The organism is Lacisediminimonas sp. (assembly GCF_030645335.1).
GTDB lineage: Bacteria > Pseudomonadota > Gammaproteobacteria > Burkholderiales > Burkholderiaceae_D > Lacisediminimonas.
Map to the genome: position 1 here is coordinate 1 of NZ_JAUSNH010000079.1, position 12266 is coordinate 12266.

Sequence of the window (12266 nt, forward strand, 5' to 3'; positions counted from 1 at the left end):
GCTGATCGCCGTGCACCAGAACCCGAGCAGGAAGGCGCGCGATCTGGCGCTGTCCTACGCGGCGGCGATCGGCGGCGCGCGCGCCGGCGTGATCGAAACCACGTTCAAGGAAGAGACCGAAACCGACCTGTTCGGCGAGCAAGCGGTCCTGTGCGGCGGTGCGGTCGAGTTGATCAAGGCCGGTTTCGAGACGCTGGTGGAAGCCGGCTACGCGCCGGACATGGCTTACTTCGAATGCCTGCACGAATTGAAGCTGATCGTCGACCTGATCTATGAAGGCGGCATTGCGAACATGAACTACTCGATCTCGAACAACGCCGAGTACGGCGAGTACCTGACGGGCCCGAAGATCGTCAACGACGAGACCAGGAAGGCGATGCGCGAAGCCCTGAAGAACATCCAGACCGGGGAATACGCCAAGAGCTTCATCCTGGAGAACCGGGCCGGCGCTCCTACGCTGATTTCGCGCCGCCGGCTCAATGCCGAGCACGAAATCGAGCAGGTCGGCAGCAAGCTGCGCGCGATGATGCCGTGGATTGCGAAGAACAAGCTGGTCGACCAGTCCAAGAACTGACCGGTGCAGCCGCACGTATCGGTGGCGATTGCCAAAGCCGGTACGTGGTGCAACAGGGGGCATTCGTGCCCCCTTTTTTTTCGAGAGGCAGCCATGAACCCGAAGCACCTTGTCGTCCAGGCCTTCCTGGTCTTCTTTTCCTCGCTGGCCCTGGCGCAGGCCGCAGTGCAGGGCAGCGGTACGCTGGTGGTGGTGCCGGCCTACGGCGAAGTCAAGCAAGCCAACAATGAAGCACGGCTGGTCCTGATGATCGAAGAACAGGACAAGGACAAGGCACAGGCGGCGTCCCGTGTGAATGCGAAAATGAAGCGCGGAACCGAACTGGTGCGGCAACATGACCGATCGGCAAAATTGCAGACCCGTGGCTATTACAGCTTTCCGGTCTATGCCGACGAGCAGCCGCGCACGCCACAGCAGACCCAGTCACGCCCGCGACAACTGGTCGGCTGGCGCGTCGGCCAGTATCTCGACGTGACAACGCTCGACCTGGTCGCCTTGCCCGCCATGGTCGCCAGCGCGCAGACCGTCCTGGCCATCAGCAACCTGAATTTCGGCCTGTCCGACAATGCCCGCCGCAAGCTCGATGAGCAGCGCATCGCGGCGGCCTATGTCAACCTGCGTGAGCGGATCGAGTATATTGCCCGCGCAATGGGCCGCTCGCCGGGCGACGCCGTGCTGGACACGATCGACTTCGAAGGATCGGGAAACTATGCCCCGGAGAGTGCGGCGCCAAAGATGACGATGCGTGCCGCGTCCACCGCCCAGGTAGAGGAGCCAAGCTTCGAGCCGGGCGAGACCACCTTGCAGATGCGCGTGGTCGCACGCTTCCGGTTTCGCTGACGATTCCCGCTGGCGTTCGCGCCGAAGCATCAATTTTGCGCAGCGCTCGTCTAGAATAGCGGGCGTGCCAGGGCGATTGCCCGATTCATTGGAGAAATATTGAACCACTACCCTCATCCCATCATTGCCCGCGAAGGTTGGCCTTATGTCGGCCTGACCCTGGCTGCGGCCATTGCCGTCACCATTTTTGCCGGCGCATGGTCTTTGCCGTTCTGGGTGATCGCCGTCTTCGTGCTGCAGTTTTTCCGCGATCCGCCGCGCCGCGTGCCGGCCGAAGCCGGCATCGTGATTTCGCCGGCGGATGGCCGTATTGTCGTGGTCGAAATGACCCAGGACCCGTATGCAAACCGGGAGGCGCTGAAAATCAGCGTTTTCATGAATGTGTTCAACGTCCACTCGAACCGGGCGCCGGTCGATGGCAAAATCGAGAGCGTGCAGTATTTCCCCGGCAAGTTCGTCAACGCCGATCTCGACAAGGCCTCGATCGAAAATGAACGCAATGCCCTGGTGATCACCGCAGCCAGCGGACAGACGGTTACCTGCGTGCAGGTGGCCGGCCTGATCGCGCGCCGCATCCTTTGCTATGTGAAGCCGGGCGAGGTGCTCAAACGCGGCCAGCGTTATGGCTTTATCCGCTTTGGCTCACGGGTCGATATTTACCTGCCGCCCGGCGCCGTGCCGGCGGTGACAGTCGGCGACAAGGTGTCGGCCACCGAAACCGTGCTGGCCCGGTTCTGAACCTGCTTTAGCACATCGAAAAAATCACCATGTCATCGTTCAACCGTCGCAAAGCCAAGGCCGGCACGCCGGCTGCTCGCGCCTTCAAGCACTCGCTGCGCCGGCCCTCGCTGGACCCGGCCGAATCGCGCCCGGCGACTCTGCGCAGCCGCAGTATCTACCTGCTGCCAAATGCCTTCACGACAGCGGGACTGTTCTGCGGTTTTTTTGCGATCGTGATGGCGATGAACCTGAAGTTCGACCAGGCAGCGATTGCCATTTTTGCGGCAATGGTCCTCGACGGCGTCGACGGCCGGGTCGCGCGGCTGACCAACACCCAGAGCGCGTTCGGCGCCGAATACGACAGCCTGGCCGATATGGTGTCTTTCGGTGCTGCGCCGGCGCTGATCGTCTACGAATGGTCCTTGCGCGGACTGGGCAAGCTGGGATGGCTGGCTGCCTTTGTCTATTGCGCCGGTGCGGCGCTGCGCCTGGCCCGCTTCAATACCAACATGGGCGTGGTCGACAAGCGTTATTTCCAGGGCTTGCCCAGCCCTGCCGCGGCTGCGATGGTGGCTGGCTTCATCTGGCTGATGGATGACCTGCGATTCAAGGGCACTGACTTGAGCTGGTTTGCATGGGCGGTCACGCTGTATGCCGGCCTGACCATGGTGACCAACGTTCCTTTTTACAGTTTCAAGGACGTGAACTATCGGAAATCGGTGCCGTTCATCGCGGTTTTCGTCATCGTGCTGATTTTCGTTGCGGTGGCCAGCGATCCGCCCACGGTGCTGTTCGGCTTGTTCGTGCTGTACGGCTTGTCGGGTTATGCGGTCTATTTCTGGCGGCTGGCAAAGGGCAAGCCTGTCAGTATCGTGGAAACAGGCGATGGCCGGGACTGACGGCGAGCCTGGGTGTCGGATGGGATTGACGGGCGGGATTTTGCAGCGGGATTGAGTGGTTGCGCAAATTTCGATTTACGCTTATAGTTTTTTCATGTCACGCAGACTTTTTCCGATTTCTTCGCAGTTGAGCAGCAGCCCGCCAGCCGGGCTGTCGGTTTCGGCTGCCTCGCTGCCATCGTCCGTCTTGCTGTCGTCGCCAGACCTGTTGCTACTGCCAGGCCTACTGCGTTAACGCGCAGACTCCAAATCCCCCCAATTCGTGTAATGCCGCGCTCATGCTGAATCAAGCAAGGGCAGGCCAAAATCCATTCAACGACGATTTTCCGATTTTTCAGAATCTACCCAGGAGCCCAGCATGGCCGCAGATAAATTGATCATTTTCGACACCACCTTGAGGGATGGCGAACAGTCACCCGGTGCATCCATGACGCGCGAGGAGAAAATCCGCATCGCCAAGCAGCTCGAGCGACTGGGCGTGGACGTGATCGAAGCCGGTTTTGCAGCCGCCTCGCAAGGGGACTTCGAATCAATCCGCGCTATCGCCGGATTGATCAAGGACTCGACCGTGTGCTCATTGTCGCGCGCCAATGACAAGGACATCGCCCGTGCCGCCGAAGCGCTGGCGCCGGCGGCGCGCAAGCGCATCCACACATTCCTCGCTACTTCGGCACTGCATATGGAAAAGAAGCTGCGCATGACGCCCGACCAGGTGCATGAGCAAGCCAAGCTGGCGGTGCGCTTTGCGCGCCAGTTCACCGACGACATCGAGTTCAGCCCGGAAGACGCGAGCCGCTCGGATCCCGATTTCCTGTGCCGCGTGCTGGAAGCCGTGATTGCAGAGGGCGCCACCACCATCAATGTGCCTGACACGGTCGGCTATGGCGTGCCTGAGCTGTACGGCAACATGATCCGTTCACTGCGTGAGCGCATACCCAATTCGGACAAGGCAATCTGGTCGGTGCATTGCCATAACGACCTCGGCCTGGCCGCGGCGAATTCGCTGGCTGGCGTGATGATCGGCGGCGCGCGGCAGGTAGAGTGCACCATCAACGGACTTGGCGAGCGCGCCGGCAATACCGCGCTGGAAGAAATCGTGATGGCGATCCGCACCCGCAAGGACTACTACAACCTGAGCCTGAATATCGACGCCACGCAAATCGTGCCGGCATCCAGGCTGGTTTCGCAGATCACCGGTTTTGCCGTCCAGCCAAACAAGGCAGTGGTGGGCGCCAATGCATTTGCCCACGCCTCGGGCATCCACCAGGATGGCGTGTTGAAGGCGCGCGACACCTACGAAATCATGCGCGCCGAGGATGTCGGCTGGTCGGCCAACAAGATCGTGCTGGGCAAGCTCTCCGGACGCAATGCGTTCAAGCAGCGGCTCGAAGAGCTCAATGTCACGCTCGGTTCCGAGGCCGAAGTGAACGCCGCCTTCATGCGCTTCAAGGAACTGGCCGATCGCAAGTCCGATATCTTCGATGAGGATATCCTGGCGCTGGTGTCGGACGAGGAGCATGCCCAGGGCAATGAATACTACCGCTTCGTGTCGCTGTCCCAGCATTCCGAGACCGGCGAAAAGCCGAGCGCACGGATCACATTCTCGATGGGCGGCAAGGAAGTGACCTGCGAAGGGGAGGGCAATGGCCCGGTCGACGCCATCGTCAACGCCATCGAATCGAAAGCGGCCAGCCAGGTGGAGTTGCTGCTGTTCTCGGTGAACGCGATCACCACCGGCACCCAGTCGCAAGGCGAGGTGACGATGCGGCTGTCCAAGGCGGGCCGGATCGTCAATGGCGTCGGCGCCGATCTCGATATCGTCGTGGCGTCGGCGAAGGCTTATCTGTCGGCGCTCAACAAGCTGCAATCGAAAAACGACAAGTTGAATCCGCAGTTGTAGGCAGCGGCGCCGGGTTCGATATACGGGGCTGGGGGAGGCCCCGTTCCGGGCCCGGTCGGTTTATCCGGCAGGCCTGGTGCAGCCTTGTATCGGCCGGCTGACCCTTTCCGGATCGGCTCGATACCCGCCCGATGGCTAGGGGCCGAAGCCGCCCGGATCGGGATCACGCATGTAATCGCGCGCATTCATCAACATTTTGAGCGTACCGTTGCGGTCGAAGTGGATGTGCATCAACCTGTCCCAGACGCCGTTTTCCTTGTACATGTAGGTCCAGACATCGAGCTCCGGTATCGACAGGTAGGACCTCTCATAAGGCGCGCCGACCTTGCGCAGCACGTCTTCCCGACGATCCTGGTTGATGCGCAGCGTGGCGAACTTTTCAGAAGTCAGGACTTGCTCGATGGACCTGGCGCGCCCGGATGCATCAAGCCTGACCATCCAGGTCTGTTGTCCGCCCGGGTTGGTCCGGTATTCCAGCAAGCGGTCCGCACCATCCTGGTAGACGCCGCTTGGCCTGCCCATGCGGGCGACGATGGCGGTTTCGCTTTCGCCGGGTGAAACCGAAGGGGGCGCCAGCATGGCGCAACCGCTGGCAATCAACAGTGTTGCTGCCGTCATCAAATAGCGTATTGGGTGCACCTTCATTCCTCCAGGTAATTCCAAGTCTTTGAATCGGCGGGGATTTCCGCTATACTGCGCGGTCTGGTCATTTGCCAGAGTTTATTATTGTTGTTCACGGTGCGTCGGGGTTTCGTCAATTTCTCCGCGTACCGCATGTGAAAGGGTTTTAACATGACGATGGAAAAAAGCAGCAAAGCAACAATCATAGCGGATCATGCACGTGGCACGAATGATACGGGTTCTCCCGAAGTTCAGGTGGCACTGCTGACAGCCCGCATCAATGAGCTCAACTCGCACTTCAAGGCACACTCCAAGGATCACCACTCCCGTCGCGGACTGATCATGATGGTGAACCGCCGCAAGAGCTTGTTGGCTTACCTGAAGCGCAAGGATGCTACCCGCTACCGCGCGCTGATCGAAAGGTTGGGCCTGCGTAAGTAATTGCGCACGCAGTCAATCCATTGACCTGCTTCGCAAAACGTTTGAATTGCCTGCGTCAGAATCCTGATGCGGGCAATTTGTGTTTTCAAGCCCGGTTGGTGTGCCTGGCTAGCGGTGTAACAGTAATGAAAAGCAGCAAAAAGCAATAACGCAATAAACGCAATAAATGCAGTAAGAAGCGTGTTGCCTGCTCCATAGCGGGGCGCTTCCGTGGTGAGGTGAACGACAGCGCCTGAAATTCTGTCGGCAAAATAGAAAGGAAGCCCAGTGTTCAATAAAGTTACCAAAACCTTCCAGTATGGCCAGCATCAGGTCACGCTGGAAACGGGCGAAATCGCCCGCCAGGCATCCGGAGCGGTCTTAGTCTCGATCGAAGACACCGTCGTGCTCGCTACCGTGGTCGCGCGCAAGGATGCCAAACCCGGCCAGGATTTTTTCCCCCTGACGGTGGACTATGTTGAAAAAACCTATGCTGCCGGACGCATCCCGGGCGGCTTCTTCAAGCGTGAAGGCCGTCCTTCCGAGAAGGAAACCCTGACCTCCCGCCTGATCGATCGTCCGATCCGTCCCTTGTTCCCTGAAGGCTACATGAACGAAGTGCAGGTCATCGTGCACGTTCTGTCCGTCAACCCGGAAATCGATCCCGACATGGCTGCCATGATCGGTACGTCGGCAGCGCTGTGCGTGGCCGGCATCCCGTTCAACGGCCCGATCGGCGCAGCACGCGTGGGCTTTATCGACGGCCAATATGTATTGAACCCGACCGTCAGCCAATTGGCGCAGTCGCAGCTCAACCTGGTCGTTGCCGGAACCGAGCAAGCCGTACTGATGGTGGAGTCCGAAGCCAGCGAACTGTCCGAAGAAGTCATGCTGGGCGCCGTGGTTTTTGGCCACGAGCAGATGAAGGCCGTGATCGACGCGATCCACGAACTGGTACGTGACGGCGGCAAGCCCGAGATCGTGTGGGCGCCGGCAGCCAAGAATGAAGCGCTGATTGCACAAGTCACTGAACTGGCTGAAGCCAAGCTGCGCGAGGCATATCAAGTCAAGGACAAGCAGGCCCGTACGGCGCGCTTGAAGGAAGTGTCGGCAGCAGTTGGCGCCGGCCTGGCCGCACACGCATCTGCCAACGGCACGCCGTCGGCAGACAGCTCCGAAGTCGGCAACATCATGTTCGACCTGGAAGCCAAGATCGTCCGTTCGCAGATCCTCGAAGGCGAACCACGTATCGACGGCCGCGACACCCGCACCGTGCGCCCGTTTTCGATTCGTACGGGCGTGTTGCCACGCACCCACGGCTCGGCACTGTTCACCCGTGGTGAAACCCAGGCGCTGGTCGTGGCCACATTGGGCACCGCTCGCGACGAGCAAAAGATCGATGCGCTGATGGGCGAGTACAGCGACCGCTTCATGCTTCACTACAACATGCCTCCGTTCGCCACTGGCGAGACCGGTCGCGTCGGTACGCCAAAGCGGCGTGAAATCGGCCACGGACGGCTCGCCAAGCGCGCGCTGATCGCGGCGCTGCCTGCTGCTGACGAGTTCAGCTACTCGGTGCGCCTGGTGTCGGAAATCACCGAATCCAATGGCTCGTCGTCGATGGCGTCGGTCTGCGGCGGCTGTCTGGCGCTGATGGACGCTGGCGTGCCGATGAAGTCGCACGTCGCCGGTATCGCCATGGGCCTGATCAAGGAAGGCAACCGTTTCGCCGTGCTGTCCGACATCCTGGGTGACGAAGATCACCTGGGCGATATGGACTTCAAGGTGGCTGGCACTTCCAACGGCATCACTGCCTTGCAAATGGATATCAAGATCCAGGGCATCACCAAGGAAATCATGCAGGTCGCGCTGGCGCAGGCCAAGGAAGGCCGCCTGCATATCCTGGCAAAAATGCAGGAAGCAGTGCCAAGCCGCAAGGCCGAACTGTCGAGCTTTGCACCGCGCCTGATTACCGTGAAGATCAATCCGGAAAAAATCCGCGACGTGATCGGCAAGGGGGGCGCAGTGATCCGTGCACTGACCGAAGAAACCGGCACGCAGATCGATATCTCCGACGACGGTATCGTCACCATTGCATCGGTGGATGCCGCTGCCGGCCAGGAAGCCAAGCGCCGTATCGAAGAGCTGACCGCGTCGGTTGACGTGGGCAAGGTCTACGAAGGCACCGTACTCAAGCTGCTGGATTTTGGCGCCATCGTCCAGGTCATTCCTGGCAAGGACGGCTTGCTCCACATCAGCCAGATCGCCAACGAGCGCGTCAACGCCGTTTCTGACTATCTGAAAGAAGGCCAGCAAGTCCGCGTCAAGGTTATCGAGACCGACGACCGCGGCCGTTTGAAGCTGTCGATGAAGGCAGCCATGGCGGACGCAGCGGAACAACCGGCAAGCTGACCGGACCTCCCGGCGCCTGGCCCTCCGGGGCTGTGGGCCGAGGTGAAAAAGCTCCCGTTTTTTGACGGGAGCTTTTTTTTGGCCAACAGTGGCCGTATTCGGAATCGGGTCTTGTCGTACTCGCGGTCTTTTTGCCAGGTTCGCGACTGGACTTGCTCGTTCTTGTGCATGCCGCATCAGCCACAATCCCGCCGTGCGCTTACAATGCTGCCATTCCTCATATGAAAGGACGCGTCATGCGTGCAATAGAAATCGTTCAGCCGGGCGGCCCTGAAGTCTTGCAGATTTGCGAGCGCCCGATGCCGGTGCTGAAGGCGGGCGAGGTATTGATCAAGGTCCACGCCGCTGGCGTGAATCGTCCGGATGTTTTCCAGCGTACCGGCAACTATCCGGTGCCCCCCGGCGCATCCGACTTGCCGGGACTCGAAGTGTCCGGAGAGATCGTCGATGGCGACCTGTCCGGAAGCGGCCTGCGCAAGGGCGACATGGTGTGCGCGCTGGTACAGGGCGGTGGCTATGCCGAGTACTGCACAGCACCGCTGGAACAATGCCTGCCGGTGCCAAAGGGACTCGATGCAGTGGAAGCAGCATCGCTGCCCGAGACTTTCTTTACCGTCTGGAGCAACGTGTTCGATCGTGGCGCACTGGCCGAGGGCGAAGTATTCCTCGTGCAAGGCGGCACCTCGGGTATTGGCGTGACCGCCATCCAGTTGGTTTCGGCCATGGGGCACCGCGTGTTTGCCACAGCGGGCAGCGACGAAAAGTGCCGCGCCTGCGAAAGCCTCGGCGCCGAGCGCGGCATCAACTACAAGACAGAAGATTTTTCGGAATTGCTGAAAGCGGCGACCAATGGCCGTGGCGTCGACGTCATCCTTGATATGGTCGGCGGGGAGTACATCAATCGCGAGATACGCTGCCTGGCTGATGACGGCCGCATCGTCCTGATCGCCTTGTTGGGCGGATCCAAGGCGCAAGTGGACCTTGGCCATGTACTGCGCCGGCGGCTGACCATTACCGGATCCACGCTGCGTCCCCGTCCGGTTGCTTTCAAGGCCGCCATTGGCAAGAAGCTGTTGCAGCACGCCTGGCCAATGCTGGAGTCGGGACGCATCAAGCCGGTGATCTACAAGACCTTCCCGCTTGAGCAGGCATCTGCCGCCCATGCGCTGATGGAAAGTAGCACGCACGTCGGCAAAATCATGCTGAAAGTGCAATAAAGGGCATTGGGCGCGCGGAATTTCCTGCGCCCTTAGTTTGACCGGTTAACCCTGCCGGGATAAAATCGCTGGTTATTCGAAAAAACGGTGGACCAATGCGTCGCAAGCTCATTGCCGGGAACTGGAAAATGAACGGGAACCTCGCGGCCAACGCGGTGCTCCTGACGGGTATCCGTTCCGGCATCGGCGAGGCGCACTGCGATGTCGCTGTTTGCGTGCCGGCACCTTATCTCGCGCAATGCCGCGACGCACTTGCCGGTTCGCCGGCCCGCTGGGGCGCACAGGATTTGTCGGTGCATGAGTCCGGCGCATTCACCGGCGAAGTCTCAGCCGGCATGCTGCTTGATTTTGGCAGCCGTTACGTGATCGTCGGACATTCTGAACGTCGCAGCTATCATGGCGAATCCGATGAAACCGTCGCCGCCAAGGCAGCCAGGGCAGTGTCCGCCGGACTGATTCCGATTGTTTGCGTCGGTGAAACCCTGCAGCAGCGCGAGCAGGGCCAGACCGAGTCGACAGTGACCCGGCAACTCGATACGGTGCTGGCAACGCTTGAGCCCGAGCAATTGACGCGCATCGTGGTCGCCTATGAGCCGGTATGGGCAATTGGCACCGGCAAGACCGCCACGCCGGAAATGGCGCAGCAGGTGCACGCGCTGTTGCGCATGCTTTTGAAGGAACGCAGCGTGGCTGCTGCGGAGGTGGTGCCTGTGCTTTACGGCGGCAGCATGAAGCCCGACAACGCAGCCGAGTTGCTGGCCATGCCGGATATCGACGGCGGGCTGATCGGTGGCGCGTCGCTGAAGGCGACTGACTTTCTTGCAATTATCCGGGCATGCTGAACACGGCTTGCCTGCTTACCCCTGACTCTGGAATCAAACAATGAATTCAATCAACACCGTGATCGTCGTCGTCCAGGTAGTGTCCGCGCTGGCCATCATCGGCCTGGTCCTGCTGCAGCATGGCAAGGGCGCCGACATGGGCGCAGCCTTTGGTTCGGGCGCGTCCGGCAGCCTGTTTGGCGCAACCGGCTCATCGAACTTCCTGTCCAAGATTACAGGACTTGCCGCCACCATATTTTTCATTGCCACCCTGGGGCTGGCCTTCCTCGGCAATCGTCCTGCTGCTGGCACGGGTGGTGTGATGGACAAGCTTCCGGCCAATAGCATACCGACGCCAAGCGTGCCGGTTCCGGGTGCGCCGAGTGCGCCGGCGGCTTCAGCGCCGGCGGTAAATTCGCCAGTACCAGGCAGCCCGGCACCGGCTGCGCCGGGACAATCAGGGCAAATTCCGAAATAATCGCCCGCTATCGACGTTCTCGATTGTTTTAGCGCAATTGTTCGTTGAAACAGGGTGCCAAAACCGGTTAAAATTCGGGGTTAATGCCGACGTGGTGAAATTGGTAGACACGCTATCTTGAGGGGGTAGTGGCGCAAGCTGTGCGAGTTCGAGTCTCGCCGTCGGCACCAAGAATCTGGAACATAAAAGCCAGCAAGGGAGGGTCCCTGGCTGGCTTTTTGCCGAAGGAGTTGTGGTCGCAATATTGTGTATCTGTGTTGTATTGCGCAACGAACCCCATTACCCAAATACGGAACTGCCGTGAATCTCGAAGACTACCTCCCCGTACTGCTGTTCATCATGGTTGGCATAGGCGTCGGTGTCGCGCCACAGGTGCTCGGCCGCCTGATTGCACCGCACAAGCCGGATGCCGCCAAGCTGTCCCCCTACGAGTGCGGATTCGAGGCGTTCGAAGATGCACGCATGAAGTTCGACGTCCGCTACTATCTCGTAGCGATCCTTTTCATCCTGTTCGATCTGGAGACTGCTTTCTTCTTCCCCTGGGCGGTGGCCTCGCGGGAACTCGGCTGGCAAGGCTTCGTGGCGATGATGATCTTCATCGTCGAGTTCGTGATCGGATTTTGGTACATCTGGAAGAAAGGTGCCCTTGATTGGGAATGAGCCATGTCTATTGAAGGCGTATTGAACGAAGGGTTTGTCACCACTACTGCTGACAAGCTGATCAACTGGACCCGCACCGGATCCATGTGGCCAATGACATTCGGCCTGGCCTGCTGCGCGGTCGAGATGATGCACGCCGGTGCGGCTCGCTACGACATGGACCGTTTCGGCGTCGTGTTCCGTCCCTCGCCACGCCAGTCCGACGTGATGATCGTAGCCGGAACGCTGTGCAACAAGATGGCGCCGGCGCTGCGCAAGGTGTATGACCAGATGGCGGAGCCGCGCTGGGTCATCTCGATGGGTTCCTGCGCCAACGGCGGCGGCTACTACCACTACTCCTACTCGGTGGTGCGCGGTTGCGATCGCATCGTGCCGGTCGACATTTACGTGCCGGGCTGCCCGCCCACTGCAGAAGCCCTGCTGTACGGGATCATGCAGCTGCAGAACAAGATCAAGCGCACCAACACCATCGCGCGCTGAAAGCCACGCTGCCAACGACCATGACCACCAAACTCGAAACGCTGGAAGCCGCCCTTCGCAACGCGCTGGGCGACCATCTCCAGGAACTGACCGTCGCACTGGGCGAGATCACGATCGTCGTCAAGGCGTCGAATTCACTGGCTGCGATGCGCGTGCTGCGCGACCACGCCGACCTGCGCTTTGAGCAGCTGATCGACCTGTGCGGCGTCGACTATTCGACCTAC

Annotated in this window: 13 protein-coding genes, 1 tRNA gene and 1 pseudogene; 14 read left to right on the top strand and 1 reads right to left on the bottom strand. The window is 60.2% G+C overall.

Going from position 1 to position 12266, the window contains the following annotated elements; all coding sequences use genetic code 11:
* The 5 genes from ilvC to Q7T64_RS05725 all read left to right on the top strand — a co-directional run.
* On the top strand, positions 1-574 hold a 574-nt coding region (ilvC, locus tag Q7T64_RS05705), incomplete at its 5' end, for a ketol-acid reductoisomerase (protein WP_304792615.1).
* A 93-nt stretch (positions 575-667) separates the two neighbouring features.
* A complete protein-coding gene (locus tag Q7T64_RS05710; RefSeq protein ID WP_304792618.1) occupies positions 668-1414 on the top strand; it encodes an SIMPL domain-containing protein in 747 nt (248 codons plus the stop codon).
* Positions 1415-1510: 96 nt separating this feature from the next.
* Positions 1511-2152 carry a phosphatidylserine decarboxylase gene (locus Q7T64_RS05715; RefSeq protein ID WP_304792651.1) on the top strand — a complete coding sequence of 214 codons (642 nt, stop codon included), beginning with the start codon at positions 1511-1513 and terminating at the stop codon, positions 2150-2152.
* A 29-nt stretch (positions 2153-2181) separates the two neighbouring features.
* Positions 2182-3033: a CDP-diacylglycerol--serine O-phosphatidyltransferase gene (gene pssA / locus Q7T64_RS05720; protein ID WP_304792622.1), complete on the top strand. Its 852-nt coding sequence runs from the start codon at positions 2182-2184 to the stop codon at positions 3031-3033.
* A gap of 358 nt (positions 3034-3391) precedes the next feature.
* The gene (locus Q7T64_RS05725; protein ID WP_304792625.1) at positions 3392-4933 is read left to right on the top strand and encodes a 2-isopropylmalate synthase; all 1542 of its coding nucleotides are present in this window, start codon (positions 3392-3394) and stop codon (positions 4931-4933) included.
* Positions 4934-5068: 135 nt separating this feature from the next.
* Here the strand turns inward: Q7T64_RS05725 and Q7T64_RS05730 are convergent, their stop codons facing one another.
* Complete coding sequence (locus Q7T64_RS05730; RefSeq protein ID WP_304792628.1) at positions 5069-5551, bottom strand: hypothetical protein; 483 nt, start codon at positions 5549-5551, stop codon at positions 5069-5071.
* 174 nt (positions 5552-5725) lie between these two features.
* Between Q7T64_RS05730 and rpsO the strand changes: the two genes are divergently transcribed.
* The 9 genes and pseudogenes from rpsO to Q7T64_RS05775 all read left to right on the top strand — a co-directional run.
* Positions 5726-5995, top strand: coding sequence for a 30S ribosomal protein S15 (gene rpsO, locus Q7T64_RS05735; protein ID WP_304792631.1), 270 nt, complete (start codon positions 5726-5728; stop codon positions 5993-5995).
* 267 nt (positions 5996-6262) lie between these two features.
* Positions 6263-8386: a polyribonucleotide nucleotidyltransferase gene (gene pnp, locus Q7T64_RS05740; RefSeq protein WP_304792634.1), complete on the top strand. Its 2124-nt coding sequence runs from the start codon at positions 6263-6265 to the stop codon at positions 8384-8386.
* 236 nt (positions 8387-8622) lie between these two features.
* Positions 8623-9603 (top strand): NAD(P)H-quinone oxidoreductase, encoded by a 981-nt coding sequence (locus tag Q7T64_RS05745; protein WP_304792638.1) that lies wholly within the window; start codon positions 8623-8625, stop codon positions 9601-9603.
* 95 nt (positions 9604-9698) lie between these two features.
* Positions 9699-10445, top strand: coding sequence for a triose-phosphate isomerase (gene tpiA, locus Q7T64_RS05750; RefSeq protein WP_304792641.1), 747 nt, complete (start codon positions 9699-9701; stop codon positions 10443-10445).
* A 40-nt stretch (positions 10446-10485) separates the two neighbouring features.
* Positions 10486-10902: a preprotein translocase subunit SecG gene (secG, locus tag Q7T64_RS05755; protein ID WP_304792644.1), complete on the top strand. Its 417-nt coding sequence runs from the start codon at positions 10486-10488 to the stop codon at positions 10900-10902.
* Positions 10903-10987: 85 nt separating this feature from the next.
* Positions 10988-11072 (top strand) — tRNA-Leu (locus Q7T64_RS05760).
* A gap of 130 nt (positions 11073-11202) precedes the next feature.
* Positions 11203-11562 (top strand): NADH-quinone oxidoreductase subunit A, encoded by a 360-nt coding sequence (locus tag Q7T64_RS05765; RefSeq protein WP_304792647.1) that lies wholly within the window; start codon positions 11203-11205, stop codon positions 11560-11562.
* Between the two features lie 3 nt (positions 11563-11565).
* Positions 11566-12042, top strand: a complete 477-nt coding sequence (locus tag Q7T64_RS05770) for an NADH-quinone oxidoreductase subunit B family protein (RefSeq protein ID WP_194164361.1) — start codon at positions 11566-11568, stop codon at positions 12040-12042.
* Positions 12043-12062: 20 nt separating this feature from the next.
* Positions 12063-12266: pseudogene (locus Q7T64_RS05775) on the top strand (NADH-quinone oxidoreductase subunit C); the annotation flags it as partial.